Genomic DNA, 24157 nt, shown 5'->3' with positions numbered 1-24157 from the left:
GTAGAAGAGAGTCTATCGAATAGCTAATCCTTTTTGCAAGATGACTTGTGCAGCGTTAATATCACGATCTAAATGTTTACCACAGTTTGGACAATCCCACTCACGTACCGCTAACCATTCCGATTTATTTAATCCTAACCGATGATTATTCTTCCCACAATTAGCACAAATTTGGCTAGTATATGACGGATTGACCTGAATAAGCTTTTTACCGTACCAATCACACTTATATTGCAACATATCTACTAATTTTGACCAGCTAGCGTTAGCGATTGCTCTAGCTAAATGGTGATTCTTCATCATTCCCTTAGTATTAAGTTTTTCCAACACAATGATGTCGTACTTAAAAGTACGACATCATTGTGTTGGAAAAACTTAATACTAAGGGAATGATGAAGAATCACCATTTAGCTAGAGCAATCGCTAACGCTAGCTGGTCAAAATTAGTAGATATGTTGCAATATAAGTGTGATTGGTACGGTAAAAAGCTTATTCAGGTCAATCCGTCATATACTAGCCAAATTTGTGCTAATTGTGGGAAGAATAATCATCGGTTAGGATTAAATAAATCGGAATGGTTAGCGGTACGTGAGTGGGATTGTCCAAACTGTGGTAAACATTTAGATCGTGATATTAACGCTGCACAAGTCATCTTGCAAAAAGGATTAGCTATTCGATAGATAAAGTTAGGCTCGGGACGAGCCTTGGCTAATAGTCGTAACCTCTGCTCGAAGGTTCGTTCAGAATCGGTAGGGTAAGTATGCGATGTTTCCAGAATCTCCCACTTCAAGCATTAAACCGTAGGTTTAGCTAAGTGGGAGTAGTTCAATTGTTTCAATTGTTTTCAAGAAGTTCTAATATTATTTTACTTAAATGTTCTGTTTTAGAATAATCGTAATTTTCAAGCTTATTAATTAATTTCCTTAACTGTGGTCCACGATGAGAATTGTTTCCAGTAGACGCCTGATTAGTCATTAGAGAATCCATCGATGTGCCGAGAACAGTTGCCAATCTTAAAAGGGTAGTTGAACTAACATCGTTTGATCCACCACGCTCAAGGCGAGAAATAAAATTAATTGATAGATTGCTTAACTCAGCAAGTTGTTGTTGGGTCATATTTAATTCATGACGACGGTTAGCAATATTTTTTCCTAATTGTTGTTCCATTGACTCCGGCAGTCAGACTCGAACTGACGACAACCTGATTAACAGTCAGGTGCTCTACCAACTGAGCTATGCCGGATCAATTGATCATGAATATATCAGCCTGCGTCGGATTTGCCATTACATATGTCCCAGTTCCATCTGAATTAAGGGTAATAGCAGCTCCATCGGCATCATCACGATACGAGCCCACTTAATTAGATGACGTATCACCATCAATAACCGGACGTGGGTAAACTTTTCCATTTCGAACAATGGCATATTCAGTTCCATTATCATCAACAAAGGCCCAAACTTCATCTGGCTCAGATAGGTCAGTCGTAGCCTTCAAATTATCAATCTTGCTGGTGTCTTTGTGGTGGTCACTCGCCCATTTTTTAAGTGCTGCGCGGGCATGAATCAATGATTCCTTAGAATGAGTATCCTTAGTTGTAGAACTGTTAGTTTTCGCATGTTGTTCTTTTAAGAAATTATCAACGTCAAAGTCCCCATGAACTCGTTTAAATGACTGATTAGGCCATTCATCGTTACCTACAAGGCTCAAATTATCTTCATTTAGCCGCGCATCAATTGGCGTATCATAATTACTATCATTTAAATTAATGATGTAATTATTCTTTTCCTTTTTCCAGGTCAATTAGTCTACACCATCCATTAAGCCATGAATCTTCTTAACGAATAAGCAAAGGATCAATCCGAAGACGATACTTACTGCCCCGATAATTAAGAAGTATGGAACTTCTGTAGCTGATGAGTAGTACTTAACAACCTGGGCGTTAACCGCTTGTCCAGCAGCATCCGCCAAGAACCACATACTCATCATTTGAGACTTAAATGCTTTTGGTGCAAGTTTAGTAGTTACTGAAAGACCAATTGGTGAAATTAACATTTCGGCGATTTCAACAATGAACCATGAACCAACTAACCAGAATGGGCTAACCCGTCCAGCGGTTGTACCGTGAATCATTGCTGGAAGTGCCATCCAAACATATGAAAGACCTGCAATTACTAACCCAGCAGCAAACTTACCAGGAGCACTTGGTTGTTTTTTCCAGTGATCCCAAAGTGCAACGAAAAATGGTGTTAGGATCATAATGAATAATGGGTTCAACGTCTGGAAGTTAGCAGCAGCAAAGTGCCAGCCACCAATGTGTAAAATAGTCCGTTGTTCAGCGAAGAGGGCTAAAACAACTGAACCTGATTCTTCAATTGCCCAGAAGATAGCAGCAGCAATGAAAAGTGGAATGTAAGCAACAACCCGTGACTTTTCATCCTTTGTAACCTTCTTGGAATTCAACATCATTACAAAGTAGTAGATTGGTAAAGCAATAGCAATAACCGTAATGATTGTAATGATATTATTGATGTTTAATTGACCCATTGCCGCAAGCAATCCAAGAATGATCACTAATGCAATAACACCAACAATTGACCAAATAATTACTGGACGTAAACTTTCCTTATCGATCGGATCATCAGGATATAAGCTATCTTTTGAAAGATACTTCCGGCCGTCAACTACATATTGTACTAACCCAAAGAACATTCCGACAGCAGCTAGTGAGAAACCAGCGTGGAAGTTCATTTCACCATGGAAAAGGTTTAAGCCAAAGCCATTAGCAGCCCAAGGGACAGCCCAAGGAGCAACAGCGGCCCCTAAGTTAATCCCGAAAACGAACATACTAAAACCAGAGTCTCGACGACGATCTTCAGGACTGTATAAGCCCCCAACCATTTCTGAAACATTTGGCTTCAATAACCCGGTACCAATAACAATCAAAGCGATTGATACATAAAGTGCTGACACACCAAATGGTAATGACAGAGCGATATGTCCAAACATAATAAGGACACCACCGATGAAGACCGTTCGACGCGATCCCCATACACGGTCAGATAACCATCCCCCGACAACACTGGCCAGGTAAACTAATGAACCATAAATTGACATAATTGATGCTGCGGTAGCTTGGTCCATACCCAAACCACCCTTGGTAACAGCGTAGTACATATAGAATAGAAGGATAGCCCGCATTCCGTAGTAACTAAACCGTTCCCACATTTCAGTGAAGAACAATGTCGACAATCCACGCGGTTGTCCAAAGAAGGAGGTATCCAAATTCTTTTGTTTACTCATCTAGATTTTTTTAGTATAAAGGCAGCTAATCCATTGATCTAATAGGCTTTCCCCCTTCCAGTTCTCACTATTTTTGCGTCTTACGCCAACTGCTTGATTACGGTATTCAATATTTCCAACAGTAATTAATGATTGAGCATAATGAAGATGCCCATAGAAAACTGCTTTTACTTCCGGGAATTTAGCGAGTAATGCTCCTAAGTGTCTACTACCCAACATTGCTGTCGTCATCTCCCACATCCGCTGCCGCCGTGCTGACTCAATAATTGGATGCGGGAGAGCTTCTCTAATCGGTGCGAAGTGGGTCATAAAGATAACCTGTTTTTGTTGATTGCGAGCCTGTTTTAGGTTTTCTTCAACTTGGTGTAAAACAATCGCCATTCGTTCTGGATCATTCATTTGCTGCATAATTGGACGATCCACCCAATATGCCCGCTTCCATTTTGCGACCCCTTTTACATTACTTTCATACGTTGAAAACGAATAATCATACCAACCATTGTTACCGATAATCCGCCAGTTTGTTTGGGGAATATCGATAAATCGGTTATGAAAATATAGATCATCATCCAAATTTTCTAATTGCTCATAAGTGACCCCTTTTAACATATCGTGGTTACCGGCAAGATAATGGACCTTTGTGATAGGCAATTGCAATTGTAGTTCCGCAAAATATACGCTGGTTTGCGCAAAATCATTAAAGGAATCCCCCACAAAAAAGTAATGATCAATTTCTTGACGGGTTAAATAATGCGCCTGTTGAGTAATAATTTCTGTAACATCAGCATGATTTAAATCTAAATGAAGGTCACTGCTTACTGCGATTTTCATTGGAGGAGGGTGGATTCGAACCGCCGAACCCGAAGGAACGGTTTTACAGACCGTCGCGTTTAACCAGACTTCGCTACTCCTCCTTGGGCTAGCTGGATTCGAACCAGCGCATGACGGTACCAAAAACCGTTGCCTTACCGCTTGGCTATAGCCCATTATTTTTCTGCTAGTTTCTTTAACCAGTCTTTTGTTTCTTCGTCTAGTTTAGGGGCAATTTCAAACTTAAATGGCGCCAGTAATAACCGTACTTTATCCCATTCAATCGTTTGATCATGATAGATCGTTGTTAGCATCATTGTCATCATCTGATCTTTTTTATGTGGATCAACTCTCGGCTGATTAATAAACGTAATTGCAGTAATCTTTCTGGCCAATAATTTTGCAATTAACGTCTCCATTTCCTGGGTTGTGACTGGGTGCTTAATTCGTAGACGTTTTTCTAACGGAACTGCAGGAAGTTCTTTTTGTAAAAACTTTTGAAGCAAATCCCACTCTCCCAGAATTTCTGGATAGAATTGCCAAGGTACCCGGGCATTAAGACTCACTAGTAAATTTGGAATGATCGCCTGTAAATCCCCATCATTTTCTTGTAAAGAATCACAAATTTCAATCAAGAACCGTTGAGCAGTTTCTCGAGCCCCAGATTGAACCCTCTTCTTAGCTGTTAAAGCAAAGCGAACCACTAGGAAATCTGTTAACTGTTCATCATCAATGGTCGCACCAGTCGCATTGCGTTTCACTTTAAAATCATTTATTTGTTTAGTTCGCATGCTTTTTGCAAAATGACCTTGTTTAGGCATTTATTGAGAAATACTTTCCTTCTTTTGTTGCATGCGATAGTTAGTAACCATTGTTAATAAAGTAATGATTGCCAAAACGCCCAATAAGATAAAGTCAAATCGTCCTCCAGCATATGTACGTCCCATCAGTGAACCGCTGTTGCCCATTTGGAATAAAGCAATTGTGGAGGCAAGAAGACTAGTTCCCAGTGAGCCGGCAAATTGTTGGACCATATTAAAAATTGAGTTTACATCAGGGGCATTTTGCGGTTGAACCAACATTGAAGCATTGGAAATTGTATTAGAAAAAGCAAAGTTAAACCCAATTCGCAAAATAACAAAGAAGATCGTTATTAGTAATGGCGTTAAATGACGTTGGAAAATACTAAAGCAACTTGTCCCAATAACCAAAAGAATCCCCCCGGAAATAACTGGCGTAGCAAAACCATAACGATCAGCCAAAGTTCCAGCAAATGGCGAGATAAAAGCACCGATTAATGACCCGGGAAATAAAATAAGACCCGCGACAATTGCCGAAGAGTGCAAAACATATTGAACGTAAATAGGAATAACAAGCGAAATTCCAATATTAATAAACTGTAAATTAAAATAAGTGACAGTTGATAGCCGCAATGGGAAAACCTTAAACACCTTTAAGTCAAACAATTCTGATTTACCATGATTATTGATATAGATAAAGGTGCTAAAGAAGATAATTGCTACCAATAATAAAAGCCAAAACTGCTTGCCAAATCCTTGTTTCCCAATTGAAGAAACTGCACTAATTATACTAATAAGGGCAATTGCCAGTGTAATCAAGCTTCCATAACTAAATGCTTTATCATTTCCAAGCGGTTTATTACGAATAAAAAGTTGACCACATACAAGACTAATCAAAACAATTGGTAGTAAAATCCAAAAGATCATCCGCCATGACAGCATTTCTGAAATGACCCCACCATATGTTGGCCCCAGTGCTGGTGCAAACGAAATAACCATTGCAGCCATTCCGGTCATCATGCCAATTCTTTCACGCGGAATCTCCGTAAAAATTAAATGGAACATGATTGGGGTTGCTAACCCAGTTGCCATTGCTTGAATCAATCTTCCCGTTAACAAAATAGGAAAATTACCAGTCAAAGCACACATCAAGTCACCAATAATGAAAAATGATACTGCAAATAAGTGCAACCAACGCGCTTGATATTGGCGTAATAGATAGGCAGTTGTCCCCATCGTAATTGTTACCATCAATAAATAGCCAGTTGTAATCCACTGAATAACATCGAGTGATACATTAAACTGAGCAGATAGTTCTGGATATGTGACGTTCATCGATGTTTCATTCAAAATTCCGATAAACGTTAGTAATGCAAGGGAACCAATTGCGAGATAAATCCGTGAATAGTTTTTTTCTGCCATTTATGATAGTAGCGCCACAAAAATCGGCCCTAGTAATGTAATTCCAATATTACCAACTACAAACGCCGGAGTAAAGGCAGCCGCATAATATGCGCCACCTTCCGGCCCTGCTTTTTGCGAAATCTCATTCATTGCCGCTGCAATCGTTCCTGAACCAGTCAACGCACCAATTAAAGCAAGAGGTTCCATCTTCAATATATAGCGTCCAAAGAACAGCGTTAGCAAATGTGGCATTATTGAAATCATCGCCCCAATAAATAAGACCCCGATCCCTAACGACTTAATTGCACTTGTAAATGCTTGAGCTGATTGTAAACCAACTGTCCCCACAAAAAGCGTTAGTCCAAAACTCTGAAGAAAGCTAGTTACCGTTACAGGGATTGATTTACGGTCACGGTGACGTTCAATCCATGAACTCAGGATTAGTCCCATAATTAAAGCCGCCGTTCCATTCCCTAGTTGCAACGGAATACTATTTAATTTTAGCCCGATAATTCCTAAAAGGGAAGCACAACCGATTCCTAAAGAGAATAAAGAATAATTCATCGCTGTATCTGCAGCTTTCCAGTGTCCCATCTTTTTTAAGATTGCTTTGGTTCGTGACGTATTCCCAGTCAATGAAATCACATCCCCTGGTCGCAACTGGTTAATCAATTGTTGGTTTCCACTGATTGGGTCTTGAATGTTCACAAAAACCCCATGTTGCCGTAGAAGGGCTAATTCACCCGGTTTAAAGTTTTTTCCCAGAACAAAAGCTCGTTCACGCGGCGCATTGGTTGGCGTCAATACTTCTGTTAATCCTGGTACTCGCATCAACCGATCGAAATGAACAGCGTAACCAATAACAGTTAGCAAGTCGCCAGCCTGCAATTGATATTCAAGGTGGTCAGTCATTTTGCCATCATGAAAAGCAGCTAACCCAATAATCCGGTAATTAGACCGTCGATTAAATTTCTCAAGCGTTTTGCCGACAAGCGGTGAATCATTTGCAATGCGATATGTTCGTCGCCACGTTGGGTTCGGGTTTTTAGCATGAAAGTGATAATGTTCAGCCATTTTAGGACCCTGTTCAGCAATTGAAATCCCCAAAATTTTAGGTGCTAGGTCACGTAAAAAGATAATTACCCCTAATGTCCCAAAAACATATGTTAAAGCATAGGCAACTGGGAGTTGAGCCTCATAAGTTGCCCTAACACTTTGACTGACTGGCAATGACCCAATCGTTTGCAACGAACTGGCAACGGTAGCTGACTGGGTGAGGGCTCCTGAAATAACCCCGGCAGCGATCCCTGGTCCAATCTTAAAGGCGGAAAAAAGACTCCACCCAACTAAGAATGCAACAACCATCCAGAAAATACTAGCGATTAAAATTCGAATCCCAAATAGTTTCAAACTAACTAATAACTGAGGCCCGATCCGATAACCAACAGAGAACATGAAGGCGCCAAAGAAAATCGTTCCTAACATTTCATCCCGGGGAAAACTCCCAATTTGCCCCACGATTAAGGTCACAATTAACGTTCCCACCGTTGCTCCAATATTAAATTTACCCGCAATTTTATAGTTGCCGATCAAAAAGCCAATTGCAAGACAAATAAACAGCGTAAAAACCTGATTGCTCACCATAAAGTGAACGATAGAATGTATCATTTAATTTTTATTATTTTGTCGTAATTTCAATGCTCGTTCAAGGGAGCGATCAACAATAATTGATTGTGAATCGGCAACAGGGTACTTAGTTTCAGGATCCATCTCTTCTGCAAAAGATAATTCAGTACAACCCAAAACTACTACATCTGCTCCTTGTTCTTCAATCATTTTCCGTACTAGCTCATGATACTTCTTGCCATCGGAATGACCAGCCTCTTTGATATCATGGTAAATCAGGCCTTCTGTCATATCGGCAATCTCAGGAGTTGGCTTGATAAGTTCGTACCCAGCCTTCTCAATATAAGGATCATATAGGTTAGCTGCCAAAGTTCCCTTAGTGGCTAATAGGCCAACCCGCTTTGCATCCGGCTTAATCTTCTTGATCTCGTTAACCGTTTCTTGCAGCATATTGAGAATTGGAATCTCCGTTGCTGCCTGTAACTTATCAAAAGAGTAATGGGCTGTATTACAAATTAAAACAAAGAATGCAGGATTCAAAAGACTTTGCTGTTTAATATCTTCAATCAGGGCCTCATTAGGATCTGGTTGACTATGATCGAGAATCCATGTAGTACGATCAGGAACGGTTGCATGGTTAACAACTAAATAGTTTAAGTAATCTTGATCACGATGAATTGGCGTTCTTTTATCTAACAGACGTACATAACTCTCTGTTGCCAGCGTCCCCATTCCACCTAAAATTGTAAAAAATTGTTGCATTTACTTTTCAAAGACAAATTCAAACCGTGATCCAACATATTGAGTGTGGACATATTCAAAAGGACGACCATCTTGCAAGTAAGATAGTTGGGTCATTCGCAAGAGAGCATCTCCACGTTTAATCTGCAAGTAATTAGCAATCTTTTCCGTCGCCTTCGTTGCTGAAATATGCTGGGTTGCATGACCAGGATAGAGGTTCGCCTTTTTTTCTAGCGTCCGATAAAAAGACGTGGTAATTTCTTCTTTGCTAAATTTTTGAACGAGGTTAGCAGGAACAGTTGCGATTTCATAACAAATTGGCACATCATTTCCATAACGAACCCGTTCCATTCGTAAAACCTGTTCATCTGGGGCTAACTTTAGCTTTTCAACCTCTGTTTGCGAAGGGATCGTCAAGTGGTAAGAAATTGTCTTACTAGCAGCTTTCTTCCCTGTCGCGTGCATTAATTCAGTAAAGCTCGTTATTCCTGACATCTTTTCTTGGACTTTGCGATTAGCAACAAAAGTTCCAGAGCCAACTCTTCGTTCAAGAATTCCTTCATCAACTAATGCTTGAATTGCTTGCCGCAAAGTCATTCGACTGACGCCAAAATCATTAGCGAGTTCGCGTTCAGCGGGAATTTTATCGCCAACTTTCCACTCACCATCTTCAATGTTTTGTCTTAACTGATTATGAATTTGAATATAAACAGGTGAACTCATCTACTTATTCAATGATTTAACATATTCATGAACTTGGTGAATTAATTTAAGTTTGTTATCATAGCATTTCTGTGATAAATCGACTGGGTATACTTCTGGGTTTAAATCGCGTTTATATTCATCCCATAAAGCATTTAAGCTATCGAAACGGTGTTGACGACTCTCCTCTAAGGTCGGTTCATCATAAACATACTTACCATCTTGCCAGATTGGCTTTAGCATTGGCCGGGCAGTAAAATCTTCCACGTCTTTTTGCTGGAGTGGGAAGTTAGGATTGAACATATTGAGTGACTTTTCATTACGAGGATCCTCATCAACTAATGTAATATAATCCCCTTCACTCTTGCCGTCTCCACGATCGTTAATCCGCCATACTTGTTTTTTGCCGGGAGTTGACATTTTACCAACATTATTAGAGATCTTAATCGTATCAACAAGTTGGCCATCTTCATCTTCAATAGCGACTAATTTGTATACGGCCCCTAAAGTTGGTTGGTCATAGGCAGTAATTAGCTTAGTCCCGATTCCCCATGTATCAATCTTCGCCCCTTGCATTTGCAAGTTTTGAATTGTCTTTTCATCTAAGCCATTAGATGCGATGATTTTTGCGTCTGGGAAACCAGCATCATCCAACATTTTGCGTACTTTTTTAGATAGGTAGGCCATATCACCACTGTCAATGCGGACACCGATAAAGTTAATTTTATCGCCAAATTCCTTAGCAACCTTAATTGCGTTAGGAACCCCACTCTTTAAGGTATCAAAAGTATCCACAAGAAAGACACAATTATGATGAGTTTCTGCATATGCTTTAAATGCGTCATAATCATTCATGTATACCTGCACAAGAGCATGGGCATGGGTTCCTGAAATCGGGATACCAAATAATTTACCTGCACGGACATTACTTGTTGCATCGAAGCCACCAATATATGCTGCTCGCGTTCCCCACAAAGCTGCATCCAATTCCTGTGCCCGACGTGAGCCAAATTCCATTACAGTTTGGTTACCAACAATTGACTTAATCCGTGAAGCCTTTGTCGCAATCATAATCTGATAATTAAGAATATTTAAGATTGCCGTTTCAATCAATTGGCCCTCAATAATCGGCGCATCAACTTGAATAATAGGCTCATGGTTAAATACCAGATCTCCTTCTTCAAAGCTGTTGATTGAACCCGTAAATTTAAAGTTACGTAAATATTCTAGAAAGTCATCATCAAATTGATTCGTAGACTTTAAGTATTCAATGTCGCTATCAGTAAAATGTAATTGTTTTACATAGCGAATAATGTGATCTAACCCGGCAAAAACAGCGTACCCATTATTAAATGGCATTTTACGGAAGAAGGCCTCAAAGACAGCACGGCGGTTACCCATTCCTTTTTTCCAGTAGGTCTGCATCATACTCAATTCATACGCATCAGTATGCGGGGTAAGGCTATCATCCGGATAATCAAATTTCATTTACTTCCACCAAGTATCATATGGAGCAATCGGCAAGTGACGCTTATGTTGGGTTCGACGATACCAGCCTTCAATTTTTTCAGCAGCTGCTGGCGAAACTTCACGACCTTCTAAGTAGTCGTCGATTTCATCATAGCGAACACCAAGCGCTTCTTCATCGGGACGCATTGGTTTGTCTTCTTCCAAGTCTGCGGTTGGTGTTTTATCATAAAGTTTTGCTGGTGCTCCTAAGTATTGTAATAAGGCTTTTCCTTGTCGCTTATCCAATCCAGAAAGTGGCGTAATATCTGCACCACCATCCCCAAACTTAGTATAAAAACCAGTTACTGCTTCAGCGGCGTGGTCTGTTCCCACTACGGCTCCTTTGTTTTCTCCGCCAATAGCATATTGAACAATCATTCGTTCCCGGGCTTTAATGTTTCCCTTATTAAAATCGCTAATTGGCGTACCGGCTTCGTTTAAGGATACTACCATCGCATCAGTAGCCGCCTTAATATTAACCCGCATTATTTTATCAGGTTTAATGAAGTCATTAATTGCAAACATTGCATCTGACTCATCAGCTTGCTCACCATATGGCAACCGGACTGCGATAAATTGGTATTCATTGTCGCCAGTCTCTTCCCGCAGTTTTTCGACTGCCAATTGTGAAAGCCGCCCCGCCAAACTTGAATCTTGACCGCCAGAAATTCCTAATACCAGGGCCTTCATCTTAGTGGTTTGGAGAAAATCACAGATGAACTGGATACGTTTAGTTACTTCTGCTTGGGGATCAATTTGCGAGTTAACGCCTAATGCATTAATTATTTCTTCTTGATACTTTCGCACTTAGTCATTTGTGACTGTCTCCGGTTCAAGCATCGTTAATTGAATCCGCTGACGCTTCAAGTCGACATCATCAATCCACACGTCCACAATATCACCAACGGCTACCATTGCCCGCGGATCACGAATGAACTGCTTACTCATCTTTGAAACATGAACTAACCCATCATGTTTGACACCGATATCAACAAAGACTCCAAAGTCGACAACATTCCGGACAGTTCCTTGAAGTTTCATCCCCGGCTTAAGGTCTTCAATCGTCATTACATCATGGCGTAATAATGGAGCAGGCATTGAATCACGCAGGTCACGGCCTGGCTTTTGCAAGGAAGAAATAATATCAGTAACGGTTTCAGTCCCGACTTGATCATCCGTAAACTGCTTAACATCAATTTTCTTTAACTTATCATCAGCACTTGGCGTTCCCAACTCATCGACATTAATTCCTGCCGCTTGAATAATCTTTTCCGCCACCTGATAACTTTCTGGGTGAACATCGGTGTTATCTAATGGATTTTCGCCACCAATAATCCGTAAGAAACCAACAGATTGTTGATAAGCTTTAGGTCCTAACCGTGGCACTTTCTTTAACTGTGTCCGGTTTGTGTAGCGGCCATTTTCATCTCGATAGGTAACAATGTTTTTAGCAATTGTTTTATTAAGCCCGGAAATCCGCGTCAACAATTGGTAACTAGCTGTATTGAGGTTAACTCCAACCCGGTTTACCGCCCGTTCAACAATCGTTTCCAGTTCCCCACTCAATTCTTTCTTCGGCAAATCATGCTGGTATTGTCCAACCCCAACCGCTTGAGGATCAATCTTGACTAATTCGGCAAGTGGATCTTGCAAACGACGACCGATACTAATTGCACTTCGCTGTTCAACATGCAAGTCAGGAAATTCATCACGCGCTTCCTTACTTGCAGAGTAAACAGAGGCACCAGCTTCATTTACGATGACATAATAGATTGGCCGTTTGATCTTTTTAAGAGCTTCCGCAACAAATTGTTCTGATTCCCGGCTAGCTGTCCCGTTACCGATCGCAATCATTTCAACATGATACTTCTCTAGCAAATCAATAAATTCGCCTTCCGCTGCGGCTCGTTGCTTTTCTGGCGCTGGCTTATGCGGATAAATAACCGCTTTGGTTAAGAACTTCCCATTTTCATCAAGAACCGCCAATTTACAGCCTGTTCGGTAGGCAGGATCGAAGCCCAATACAACTTTTCCCTTGATTGGTGCTTGCATCAATAAATGATAGAGATTTTCACCAAAGACCTTAATCGCTTGTTCATCAGCGCCCTCTGTTAATTGTCGCCGCAGTTCCCGTTCAATTGCTGGACCCAAGAAACGCTTGTAAGCATCCTTGTAAGCTTCCTCAATAAAGGCAGTCGCATCATTTTTCTTGCTAGTTTTAATCAAACGGAAACGAAGGTAATTCATCACTGGTTCTTCATCTAAAGTGATTTTGACGTTAATAATCCCTTCTTTTTCTCCGCGGTTAAAAGCCAAGATTTGATAAGAATTCAATTTCTGAACTGGACTAGTGAACTCATAGTACTGCTTGTAAGTCCCCAGTTCATCCCTTTCTTCACCATCACGTTTTACGCTTGTCTCTAATTGACCATGTTGAGCAGTATAATTTCGCAACCAGCTTCGTACCGTGGCCATTTCACTAATTGCTTCAGCCAAAATTTCATGGGCGCCTGTTAATGCACTTTCAGCATCAGGAACATCATCGTTAATAAACTCTTGCGCCTTCGCACTTAAATCATCATCAGGATAAGATAGCAGCCAATTTGCTAACGGTGCTAAGCCATGTTCACGAGCTTGTTGGGCCTTTGTCTGCCGCTTTTGCTTATATGGCAAGTAAAGGTCTTCTACTTCTTGCAATTCAGTTGCACTGTTAATTTGCTTTTCGAGCGCCGGTGTTAGCTTACCTAGCTCTTTAATTTTATTGATAACTGTTGCTTGACGTTCCCGTAATGTCGTTACCCGGTGATATTCATCCCGGATCGCTTGCAATTGAACTTCATCAAGCGTGCCCGTCATTTCCTTACGGTAACGGGCAATAAAAGGAATCGTATTTCCCTCATCCATTAATCCGAGGGCCGCTTTAATTTGTTGAGGGCGAATATCTGGCAATTGTTTGCTAACAAGCTGAAGTGTTTCCTCTTCCATTCAATTTTTTAAAATAAATTTGTGACCACATCGTCGACAAATATATCTTTGGGTGTTAAAACGCCGTTGTCGTGCGAATTCAACACCACAACCGGTACATATATAATGCCATTTTTTCTTAGAATTTGTCTTTCTTTTACTAGTCGGTGGCGCATATCTTGATCCTCCCACCTGTGCTAGTAAAGTCTTAAATTCTCTACTGCGATGGTGATAATCCATTCCTAACAGATGTAAATGATAATGGCACAATTCATGAAGGACCACTTGGCGCAGATTATGAAGATCAAACTCAGTATACATTAACAGGTTGATATCAATATGATGGTCACTTAAATGATAGCGTCCACCAGTTGTTTTTAACCGCTTATTAAAAAATACCTTGTGCGTAAATTCGCGCCCAAAGTATTCTTTCGACCACTGTTCGGTCAATTGTTGTAATTCAGCATTAGTCATTAGTGCGGCCGAGAGGACTTGAACCTCCACGGTCATAATCGACCATAAGATCCTTAATCTTACGCGTCTGCCAGTTCCGCCACGGCCGCTTATTTGTGTAAGCCATAGTAGTATCTTACCTCCTGCATTGCTGGCTTTGGTGTCCGATCAGCAAACATCAAGCCATCTCCCGAGAATTCGTAATCTGAGTGACGATCATCGAAATCACCACCATAGCGCATCACTTCTTGCCCACTTACCGGATCCTTAATAAGGAGGGCTTGATCAATAAAGTCCCAAATGAAGCCACCAAAGTATTGTGGGTATTTATCAAGTAAAGAAATGTACGAACCCATTCCACCATCAGAGTTCCCCATATCATGCATGTACTCACATTCCATAAATGGCTTGTCTGGATTGTTCTTCAAGTACTCCTCAACTTCTTTAGGTGGTAAGTACATCCAGCTTTCAACGTCTGAGATCCGATCACGGTATTCAGGAGTATGACAAACTCCTTCATAGTGAACAAGCCGACTGTCATCATGCTTCTTATAGAATTCATTCATTTTGACAATATTATCGCCAGCATATGATTCATTACCTAAAGACCAGAATAAAATCGACGGGTGGTTCTTAAATGTTTCATAGTTAGTCCGTGCCCGATCTACTACTACGTCACGCCATTGAGGAACTGAACCAGGGACGTTATATGATGGTTCAATTGCTCCCATCTTCTGCCAGGTAGCGTGGGATTCCAGATTATTTTCGGCCATCATGTAAATTCCGTTATCATCACAAAGGTAATACCACGGAATTTGGTCTGGATAGTGACACGTCCGAACGGCATTAATATTATTTTCCTTAAAGGTTTGAATATCACTCGTCATATCATCCATCGTGATCGCACGGCCACGTTTAGCATTCCATTCGTGACGGTTAACACCATTGATAATTAGCCGTTGACCATTCAATAAGACAACATGATCTTTATTAATTTCAATTCGACGAAAACCAAAGCGGTATGGAACGAGTTCGACCAAATTACCTTCGTCATCACAAATTTCAATCAACAATTGATAGAGGTAAGGATCGTGGTTATCCCATAAGTGAACATTTTCTAAAAATTGATCCCGAACTTCTACCGTGGAGTCAACAGGGTGTGTTTCATTGACGAGCGTATTACCATCATTGTCGATAACCCGCACATTAACGTTCCCGGTCTTTTCACCGTGAAGTTGAAGGTCAACATTAAAAATACCGTCCTGATAATTATCAGTAACAATTGGCCGAATATTAAGGTCTTCAACATGAACAAGTGGTTGGGCTAATAGGTTTACACTCCGGAAAATTCCAGAAAAACGGAACATATCTTGATCCTCAATCCACGAGGCGGTACTATGCTTGAAAACTTCCACAGCCAAAACATTACCTTCATCTTGAATGTAAGGAGTCAGGTCAAATTCAGAGGGGGTAAAACTGTCTTCAGCGTAACCAATAAAGTGACCATTAAGCCAAACATACATGGCACGCTCGACACCGTCAAACCGGATGCGAACCTGCTTTCCCCGTAAGGAAGGATCAAGGTCAAAATGTTTTAAGTATTCGCCAACAGTATTATCATCCCCATCACTAAACGATCCTTCTTGCGCATCATCAGGACTAAGGGCATATGCAGGACGACGGTAAATCTTACCTTCCCACGGAATCAAAGTGTTAATGTAATTATTTTGGGCGTAATTATTTAGTTCAATCTCACTAGGAACTTCGATTGTTCCAAAGCTGCTGCTATCGTAATCTGTCTTATAAAAATCTTCTTCGCGTTCACGCGGGTTTTCAGCAAAGTTAAATTGCCATTGCCCATCCAAGTTTTGCGCAAAACGACTATTATTATGCCGCCATTCATCATAGTTACCGTAATAATAATGGTCACTATGAGCTGGTAATTGATTAACGCGGAATGTTTCCGGTTCATCAAGCCATTTGATATCTGCATCCATTTATTTTGTATTCAATACAAACGAAAACTCAACATCACGGTCGGCAGGAATATGATACTGTTCTTCAACATCTGCTCCCCAGCTATCAATTCCCCCAACACCTCGAACGGCCCCCGCAATAACGAGAACAGTTCGTCGTGCGAGTGGGAGCTCTTCGATGTGTGTTGCATTTTCTAATTCCTCCGCTGTATATGGTAAACAACTGAAGGCAAATGGTTGCTCGTCTTGTTTAATAGTTAAGCTAAATGGTTCCCGAGAATGATCAGCATTATTTTGGGTTGAATCGCGGGTAATTGTTAATGCATGAGTATCCATGTGCATTCCATTTTCCTGAGGGACTAGATACTTAGTAACTGGTAAGCCGTCAACATGGAAGGTACCCTCAGTCGCTCCTGCCATCCGGTCCGGGTAAGTTTCACCGGATAATCCTTGATAGTCAAAGCCGGTAGCAACGGTTGGCATGATAAAACGCATTCCTACTACTGGCAGACCAGGTAAGTCTTTATGACCGTAGTAGTGCATTGTCACTTTAATCTCACCTTGTCCGTTAACCTCATAAGTTACAGTGACTTGCGTAGCCGGAACTGTTAGCGTCTCAAAAGTATACTTAATCTTGACATTCTCAGCAGATACCGGATCACTAAATTCATTGGTTATCGGCGCAATAGGTAATTCGGCAAAGTGTTGATTATCAACTGTCAGGTCAATCCCAACACACTTATGAAAAGTGTCCGCTGCTAACCACTGAGCAGACCGAATATTAAAGCCGCTTCCTCGGTCATTATCAGTGGTTGCCCGCCAAAACGTCGGCATTGGTTCACGATATAGCCATTCTTTACCGTTTAGCTTAAGCGATTCTAGTCCACCACGCTCATAGCTAAAAATATAATGAAAGCCGTCACCACTAAGTCCTAATGTCGCATCACCATATATCACGCGTAATTTATTTGTGTAAGCCATTTAATTAATTTGTCCAGCTGCAATCCCTTGGAAGTATTTCTTAATATGAGTACAGAAATAATAAAGGCCATAAATTGCAAGTATGCTAAGACCAACTAATGAGATCACTAATAAGGCGGTGAACCATTTAGCTTGCTTAAAGTAGAGGGTAACGGTATTTTTCCCTTTACGTTGCTGAACGTAAGGGGCACCAACCGAGGATCGCTGATAGTGGCGCAGTAGATGACCATTAGCCGTTAATTGTGATTCATGATACGTAATAATTGGCAACCGAACTTTTCCCGCTTTTCCTGCTTCCCATGATAATTGCAATCCTCCATGCGACAAGACAGTATGAGGATATTTATGGGCTTCATTAATAATTTGCCCTTCGTAAGCGTAAGAACGAACATATTTTTGATTCATGTACTTCTTAGGAATCGGCAAATAGTCAGGACTTCTCTTCTCAACCATCGTTAACAATTGACCAGGGTAAAGGTCGTGGACGGAATGTCGCAGTGCGGCCTTATTTTCACTTACGCGGGTAATCGCGCTAAAACTATTAAGAACAATTTCTGAGTCATAGCGTGCTGCGCGTTTATAAACATCAATTGTTGTAGGAGTAAAGACCAGAAAAACCATTAGCAAGAGGATACCGGTGATTAATTGATTTCGTAAGTCAATCTCTTGCGCTTTTTTATCAAGGGTTGTAGCGCTGATCCCAACTCCTGCGAGTAAGAGGGGAAAGGCAATGATTGTCAATCGGTTAGGAAACTGCAAAGTGTGTCCAAGTGCAGGGACCACATCTTGGAAAAAGGACCAAGGAGTAAGGGAAGAACTAAGCAGGAGGACCAAAGAACCAAGTAACGTCAGGACTGTATTAGTAAGAGATTTTTTGAAGGTGAATAATACGTAAATGAGTTGAAGGATAAAGAGAAGCCACATTGCGTAGATTAGATAATCGCGTGTACTGCTAAACATTGAAGGCAGTAGCACATTATCGGCGAGGCTAAAATCGGCAGGATGGGCAATATTATTATGGAGGTTAAGCATTAATAAGGCTCCCCAAACATTAGCCGTTAAAATAATAGTTCCGCCGACTGCCTTCAGCGTTTCGATCCACATTTTCTTACGGTTAGTCGTTATAATTAACCCAATAATAAAGAACGGTGTTAGTGTAATCACAAAAAATAAAGAACTTAGCATATGGATCTGAATGATAATCGTCATCAGGGTCATCAATTGTAGCCAGTTGACTGGTCGTTGGTGATCCTGAATCATGCGTACGCCGCAAATTACCATATAAGGAGCCAGAGCAGCTCCCCAGGCATTCATGTTCTGTGCTAATTCCCATCGTGGAAGCCACCCAATGTTCATATAGATTAGGGCACAGATAATTGCAAATGTCCGTTTACTATGAACGCGGATGCTAAGTTGATACATACCGATTCCACCTAATAGATAGACGATAAAGGTAGTGACGATCTGATATTGATACCAAGTTCCTACTACGCCGAGAATAGCCCCATTTAAATATGCAAAGAGGGGGCCATAAACGGCATTGATGATGCGGCCGCTTTGTTGAAAACTATAATTACTTTGAAAATAGCTAAAATTAAGCTGTTGAATTTGCTTAGCGGCATCGTAAAAACGGTTAAAGTGAAAAATGGAGTCCGTCCCTAAAATAACTCCATGTGATACAAACTGGGGGAACATGATTAAATAGGCCATTGCAGCGATGGCACAGTATGGAAGCCCCCAATTAATTAGATTAGCAATTTTAGATTTCATTTATTTGCTAATTCGTGTATTGTCATCAATTTCACCATCCATTGTTATAAAAGTCTTTTTAATGACATTAAGATGATCATCAAAGCGATATAAAATTGGCTTGCCATTTGGAACTTCCACTTTATCAATAGCATCATCTGAAATACCATCTAAATATTTAATTAGGGCCCGCAAAGAACTACCATGGGCCACAATTAACTGATTGTGTCCGTCAATTAAACGAGGCGCAATATGGTCTTGCCAATATGGTAGGAGTCGTTGGAGCGTCATTTCTAAACTCTCACTAAGCGGAATCTTAACTCCTAAGCGATCATAGCGGCGATCATGCTGACGTTCTTTTAATTGTGGTGGTAAATCTTTAAAACCACGCCGCCATTTATGAAGCTGTTCTGCACCAATCTCTTTCTTCACTTCATCTTTGTTCCGGCCACTCAATGCTCCATAATGACGTTCGTTTAGTCGCCACGTTTTATGGACAGGAATATATAACTGATTAATTTCTTCTAGGATAATATTAGTCGTCATGATTGCCCGTTCCATGTAAGACGTATACGCATCACTAAATTGGATACCCAGTCTTAGCAATTCCTTGCCGACTAATTCACCCTGTTCAATTCCTTTAGGAGTCAACAGAACATCAGTCCAGCCAGTAAAAATATTATCACGGTTAGCTTGACTTTGCCCATGACGTACAATTACTAATTCTGCCATTTATTTAAATTGATCGTCAAGAAACTTCTGCACAATGTTATAAATTGTTGGACTCCAGAAATCTCGTTCATGGTTCGCACCCTTAACCCGGTACGCTTCAACAGAATTTCCATTATCCTTCAACCGCATATACATTTTTTCCATTTGTTCATATGGAACAACTTTATCAGCATCTCCGTGGAACAATAAAAATGGTGGATAGTTTTGCCCATCTTTGACTTGATATAGGGGACTCATTTGCTTTTCAATTTCTGGCCACTTTGATACATCAGGCCCCAATAAGCAATATTGCAGTAACTTATTTCCTGGAACATTAGCATCATACTCAAACGTCTTCTCCACGTCCATTGGTGCAAAACAACTAACCACCGCATCTACTGCATCCGATTCGTCTTGATAAAGGTCAACTTTATAGCGCGGATCATCACCCGTTAAGCCGACTAGCATTGCCGCATTGGCTCCAGAGGAAGTACCCCAAATTGCAACCTGTTGCGGATCAATTGCATATTTTTGCGCATTGGCCCGTAAGAAACGAATGGCTGTCTTAACATCTTGCAAAAACGCAGGAAATGGGTGACCATCAATTGAACTACGGTGTTGAACAGTCGCTACAATATAACCGGCCCGAACAAATTGAACCAGTTGTGGAATTTCTTCTCCCATTTTTGGTGTTCGCCACGAGCTTCCTTGAACAAAAACAATCAATGGCCGTGGTTCAGTTTGATATTGTTTCGGAAAACGTTGCGTCCACGGTGCTAAGATCGACATATGTAATGCCTCCCCATCCATTGCACCATAAACAATATTTTCAATCAAGCGTACTTGACCGCTTAATGTTGGGTTATTTGCTAATTCGTGTATTGTCATTTAATCTAATTTTTTAAGTGCTTGTTGCAAGTCAGCAATAATATCTTCAGGGTCCTCAATTCCCACTGAAAGACGAATCAACTCATCCTTAATTCCGTTTTCTAATCTTATTTCCCGGGGAATAGATCCATGGGTCATGACAGCTGGAACTTCAATCAAACTTTCAATTCCTCCCAAACTTTCGGCAAGATCAATTAATTGTAGACTTTCAACAAACTTCTTCGCATCTAAACCATCCTTAAGTTCAAAGGAGATCATTGCTCCAAAGTTCCGCATTTGCTTAGCCGCAATCTCATGACCAGGAAAATCTTTTAAGCCTGGATAATAAATTTTTCCAATATGGTCATCGCTTTGGAGGAAATTAATAACTTCATTCGCATTTTCTTGGTGAGCTCGCATCCGCGCACCGAGAGTTTTCATTCCCCGTTGTAATAGCCAACTATCATCAGGGCCAAGTGTACTACCGATTGAGTTTTGCAGGAATGCTAATTGTTCAGCAATCTCATCATCGTTAGTAACTGCTAATCCGGCAACAACATCACTATGACCGCCTAAATATTTGGTTGCGGAGTGAACAACAATATCTGCCCCAAGAGTTAACGGTTGTTGGTTATAAGGGGTAGCAAAGGTATTATCAACAATTGTCTTTATTCCATGCTTTTTTGCGATATCAGCAATTGCTTTAATATCAGCGATTTGCAAGAGCGGATTAGTTGGCGTTTCAAAATAAACTGCAACGGTATTATCTTGAATTGCATTTTCGACTGCTTCAAGGTCTTGCATGTCAACAACAGTAAATTCAAGGCCAAAGCGTTTTAATACCTTGTTGATTAACCGGAATGTTCCCCCGTATACATCACTACCAACTACAAAATGATCGCCTTGAGAGAATAAAGAAAAAGTAGCATGAATAGCAGCAGATCCAGAAGCAAATGCAAAGCCGGCTGTCCCATGTTCAAGCTCTGCGATTAATTTTTCAAGAGATGCACGTGTTGGATTTCCTGTTCGAGAATATTCCCATTTAGGTTCACCGCCAAGAACATGTTGATGGAATGTTGATGAACGGTAAATCGGTGTTGAGACCGCACCAGTGGTTGGATCTTCACTATTACCGCCATGAATTAATTGTGTATTGAATTTCATTCACCTATTATTTGCATTTACTTGACGGTCTACTACCCGCTCAAGATACCCTTGGAAATAGGATAAAACTGTCGTAAAGACCGCATAAACCATAGCTACTAAAGTATACATAAGTAATGGTTGATAGTTTTCGGCCGCAATCTGTTGACTAACAGCAAACATTTCCATAATTGTAATTGAAGCAGCCAATGAGGTGTCCTTGACCAAACTTATAAAACTGTTTGATAAGGGCGGTAAAGCTACTCTTAAGGCTTGTGGTAAAATAATTCGCCATAAGATTTGCAACCGCGTCATTCCGATTGCTGCGCCCGCTTCCCATTGCCCAGTTGGAACTGAACTGATCGCTGCCCGAATTGTTTCGGAAGCATAAGCACCGGTATTAAGTGAAAATGTAATAATGCCGGCTGTAAATGGTTCTAATTTTATTCCATGCGGCAGGACTCCCTTAATTCTCAGATATGGCAGTCCAAAGAATACAATAAATAATTGAACCAACAGCGGTGTTGACCGAAAAAGCCAGACATAAAGACTAGCAATCCATTTAAGAATCATGAATGCACCACGTTGACGAGAAAGACGAATTAAAGCTGTTACTAGTGCAATAATCAGTCCAAAGAAAAATGAAATAATCGCTAACGGAATCGTATATTTAAATCCCGCTGCTAAGAGTTGTGGTAAAGATGTCTTGATAATTTCCCACATTTATTTTAAATTTTCCATTGTCATCGAGGCGATAAAGTTTTTAATTCGTTTGTTTGGATTATCTGGAGCAAAAAACTCGTCTGGAGTACCATCATATAAAATTTCGCCGTTCTCGACAAAAATAATCTTATCCGCAACATGTTTCGCAAAGACCATGTTATGAGTAACAATTACCATTGATTGTTTTTCTTCAGCTAATTGCAACAGGACCTTCAATACACTAAGCTCTAATTCCGGATCAAGGGCAGAAGTCGGTTCATCCAGTAAGATATACTTTGGTGACATTGCCAGTGCCCGAGCAATCGCCACCCGCTGTGCCTGTCCGCCAGATAATTCATTCGGATAGGCATCTCCGTAATCTGCTAAGCCCACTTTAGCAAGTAAATTATGCGCGTTTGCAATTGCTTCCTTTTTCGCCTGTTTCAAAACCTGTGTTGGTCCTTCAATAATGTTACCAAGGACAGTTTTATTAGGGAAAAGATTGTAGTCTTGGAAAACCATCCCTGTTTCTTGACGAATTGCCAACTTATCTTTATTGCTTACTTTTTGACTAAAATCCAAATGATGATCATCAAAATCGTATTGGCCGCTCTCTGGTATTACTAATAAGTTAAGTGAGCGGAGAATTGTTGATTTACCAGATCCAGATGGACCAACCATTACTGTTGTTTTACCTGCAGGAAACTCTAACGTGGTATTTTTCAAGACATTTTTATTACCAAAACTTTTATTAATATTTGTTAATTTCATTTATTCAGTAATATCTGCACCGAAGTACTTTTCAGATAGCTTCTTGACTGTTCCATCTTGTTGAAGTTCCTTAAGTGCCTTGTTGTAGGAAGATCGAATAGCAGTATCTTTCTTGTTAAAAAGTGCTGAAATCTTAGCTGGATCTTGTTCACTAGAAACATCAATCATCTTGAGACCCTTAGTACTGTTCTTCTTGCTGTAAGCGTACCAAGCTTCACGGGAGTTAACCGTCCCGGCAGCCCGACCTTGCTTGATCATATCTAAGGAACTAGCAAAATCGCCATTTGGTGTAAGGCTGCCTTTATATTTTTTAACCACATTCGCATTATTAGTTCCTGTCCCAGCAATAATCTTCTTGCCTTTAATATCCTTCAAGCTCTTGATATTACTATCAGTAGGAACAATTAATGCAAACCGTGACTTGATATATGGAGTAGAGAAATTATATTGCTTGGCTCGTTCTGGTGTCTGTGTAATGTTGTTCATTACTACATCAAACTTACCTGAACCAAGACCGGCAATTAGTGAATCCCATTTAGTTGGTACAAAGTTAGCTTTTAAGCCCATCTTTTTAGCAACTGCTTTACCAAGGTCTACTTCAAAGCCAGTTAATTTGTTATTTTTACGGTAAGAGTACGGGGAGTAAGTTCCCTCAAGGCCAATTGTCAATTCTCCCTTATGAACTAATTCTGAATTAACAGCTGATGAAGCAGCAGAAACACTTGTGATTCCTGCAGAGGTACTGACTGTTAAGGCTGCAATTGTTAATAGTGCTTTCTTCCAAAATTTCATCTGTGACATAAGTTAGGTTACTTCCATAAAATACGAACAACGCAGTACAACAATGGCCTTCAGCGTCCGGCAAAGTCGAACGCTGAAGGCCTATTGTTGCTTGCGGGGGCTCCCAGAGGCTAGCTTCGCGTCGAAAAACGAAGTCACAAGTGACT

General features: G+C 40.6%; 23 protein-coding genes, 4 tRNA genes and 2 pseudogenes. 1 reads left to right on the top strand and 28 read right to left on the bottom strand.

The annotated features are described in order from the left end of the window. Positions 1-12: 12 nt before the first annotated feature. Positions 13-345 (bottom strand): annotated as a pseudogene (locus HHK02_RS07575) (RNA-guided endonuclease InsQ/TnpB family protein); the annotation flags it as partial. A gap of 2 nt (positions 346-347) precedes the next feature. On the opposite strand from HHK02_RS07575, the pseudogene HHK02_RS07570 reads away from it, so the two are divergent. Then, positions 348-680 (top strand): annotated as a pseudogene (locus tag HHK02_RS07570) (RNA-guided endonuclease InsQ/TnpB family protein); the annotation flags it as partial. A 154-nt stretch (positions 681-834) separates the two neighbouring features. Here HHK02_RS07570 and HHK02_RS07565 read toward each other — a convergent pair. The 27 genes from HHK02_RS07565 to HHK02_RS07440 all read right to left on the bottom strand — a co-directional run bounded on the left by HHK02_RS07565 (position 835) and on the right by HHK02_RS07440 (position 24002). Continuing rightward, positions 835-1167 (bottom strand): helix-turn-helix domain-containing protein, encoded by a 333-nt coding sequence (locus tag HHK02_RS07565; protein WP_087215912.1) that lies wholly within the window; start codon positions 1165-1167, stop codon positions 835-837. A 3-nt stretch (positions 1168-1170) separates the two neighbouring features. Next, positions 1171-1243 (bottom strand) — tRNA-Asn (locus tag HHK02_RS07560). Beyond that, positions 1244-1357, bottom strand: coding sequence for a DUF3642 domain-containing protein (locus HHK02_RS12645; RefSeq protein ID WP_225364343.1), 114 nt, complete (start codon positions 1355-1357; stop codon positions 1244-1246). Next, positions 1358-1801 carry a lipocalin/fatty acid-binding family protein gene (locus tag HHK02_RS07555; RefSeq protein WP_224758132.1) on the bottom strand — a complete coding sequence of 148 codons (444 nt, stop codon included), beginning with the start codon at positions 1799-1801 and terminating at the stop codon, positions 1358-1360. It lies immediately after the preceding gene. Next, positions 1802-3301: a peptide MFS transporter gene (locus HHK02_RS07550; RefSeq protein ID WP_078009709.1), complete on the bottom strand. Its 1500-nt coding sequence runs from the start codon at positions 3299-3301 to the stop codon at positions 1802-1804. Further along, complete coding sequence (locus tag HHK02_RS07545) at positions 3302-4132, bottom strand: metallophosphoesterase (protein ID WP_181462249.1); 831 nt, start codon at positions 4130-4132, stop codon at positions 3302-3304. Continuing rightward, a tRNA-Tyr gene (locus tag HHK02_RS07540) sits at positions 4133-4215 on the bottom strand. Beyond that, a tRNA-Gln gene (locus HHK02_RS07535) sits at positions 4216-4287 on the bottom strand. Next, a complete protein-coding gene (locus tag HHK02_RS07530; RefSeq protein ID WP_098035171.1) occupies positions 4288-4932 on the bottom strand; it encodes a hypothetical protein in 645 nt (214 codons plus the stop codon). Further along, a complete protein-coding gene (locus HHK02_RS07525; protein WP_098035170.1) occupies positions 4933-6333 on the bottom strand; it encodes an MFS transporter in 1401 nt (466 codons plus the stop codon). Beyond that, on the bottom strand, positions 6334-7983 hold the full coding sequence (locus HHK02_RS07520) for an aspartate-alanine antiporter-like transporter (protein ID WP_098035169.1): 1650 nt from the start codon (positions 7981-7983) through the stop codon (positions 6334-6336). Beyond that, the gene (locus HHK02_RS07515; RefSeq protein WP_085680214.1) at positions 7984-8703 is read right to left on the bottom strand and encodes an aspartate/glutamate racemase family protein; all 720 of its coding nucleotides are present in this window, start codon (positions 8701-8703) and stop codon (positions 7984-7986) included. Beyond that, entirely contained in the window at positions 8704-9405 is a 702-nt protein-coding gene (locus HHK02_RS07510) for a GntR family transcriptional regulator (RefSeq protein WP_003666262.1), read from the bottom strand. Then, positions 9406-10872 (bottom strand): nicotinate phosphoribosyltransferase, encoded by a 1467-nt coding sequence (locus HHK02_RS07505; RefSeq protein ID WP_085680212.1) that lies wholly within the window; start codon positions 10870-10872, stop codon positions 9406-9408. Further along, positions 10873-11700, bottom strand: coding sequence for an ammonia-dependent NAD(+) synthetase (gene nadE / locus HHK02_RS07500; protein ID WP_078009714.1), 828 nt, complete (start codon positions 11698-11700; stop codon positions 10873-10875). It abuts the gene before it with no gap. Further along, positions 11701-13878: a Tex family protein gene (locus HHK02_RS07495; protein WP_098035168.1), complete on the bottom strand. Its 2178-nt coding sequence runs from the start codon at positions 13876-13878 to the stop codon at positions 11701-11703. Continuing rightward, positions 13879-14331, bottom strand: a complete 453-nt coding sequence (locus tag HHK02_RS07490) for a SprT family protein (protein WP_098035167.1) — start codon at positions 14329-14331, stop codon at positions 13879-13881. It abuts the gene before it with no gap. Between the two features lie 3 nt (positions 14332-14334). Beyond that, positions 14335-14420: transfer RNA gene (locus HHK02_RS07485), tRNA-Leu, on the bottom strand. After that, positions 14421-16307, bottom strand: coding sequence for a glycoside hydrolase family 2 TIM barrel-domain containing protein (locus HHK02_RS07480; RefSeq protein ID WP_003670564.1), 1887 nt, complete (start codon positions 16305-16307; stop codon positions 14421-14423). Further along, positions 16308-17267, bottom strand: coding sequence for a beta-galactosidase small subunit (locus tag HHK02_RS07475; protein WP_152719811.1), 960 nt, complete (start codon positions 17265-17267; stop codon positions 16308-16310). Further along, the gene (locus tag HHK02_RS07470) at positions 17268-19037 is read right to left on the bottom strand and encodes a hypothetical protein (RefSeq protein WP_003670560.1); all 1770 of its coding nucleotides are present in this window, start codon (positions 19035-19037) and stop codon (positions 17268-17270) included. Then, positions 19038-19748, bottom strand: coding sequence for a 2,3-bisphosphoglycerate-dependent phosphoglycerate mutase (locus HHK02_RS07465; RefSeq protein ID WP_181462248.1), 711 nt, complete (start codon positions 19746-19748; stop codon positions 19038-19040). Next, positions 19749-20615 (bottom strand): alpha/beta hydrolase, encoded by an 867-nt coding sequence (locus HHK02_RS07460; RefSeq protein WP_152719813.1) that lies wholly within the window; start codon positions 20613-20615, stop codon positions 19749-19751. It lies immediately after the preceding gene. Continuing rightward, positions 20616-21758, bottom strand: coding sequence for a trans-sulfuration enzyme family protein (locus tag HHK02_RS07455; RefSeq protein ID WP_152719794.1), 1143 nt, complete (start codon positions 21756-21758; stop codon positions 20616-20618). It lies immediately after the preceding gene. Beyond that, positions 21759-22460, bottom strand: coding sequence for an amino acid ABC transporter permease (locus HHK02_RS07450; protein ID WP_181462247.1), 702 nt, complete (start codon positions 22458-22460; stop codon positions 21759-21761). Beyond that, positions 22461-23210: an amino acid ABC transporter ATP-binding protein gene (locus tag HHK02_RS07445; protein WP_003670553.1), complete on the bottom strand. Its 750-nt coding sequence runs from the start codon at positions 23208-23210 to the stop codon at positions 22461-22463. Beyond that, a complete protein-coding gene (locus HHK02_RS07440; protein ID WP_181462246.1) occupies positions 23211-24002 on the bottom strand; it encodes a transporter substrate-binding domain-containing protein in 792 nt (263 codons plus the stop codon). It abuts the gene before it with no gap. Between the last annotated feature and the right edge of the window lie 155 nt (positions 24003-24157).

The organism is Limosilactobacillus reuteri (assembly GCF_013694365.1).
Classification (GTDB): Bacteria; Bacillota; Bacilli; order Lactobacillales; family Lactobacillaceae; genus Limosilactobacillus; species Limosilactobacillus reuteri_E.
This window is presented reverse-complemented; position numbering and strand designations above follow the sequence as displayed.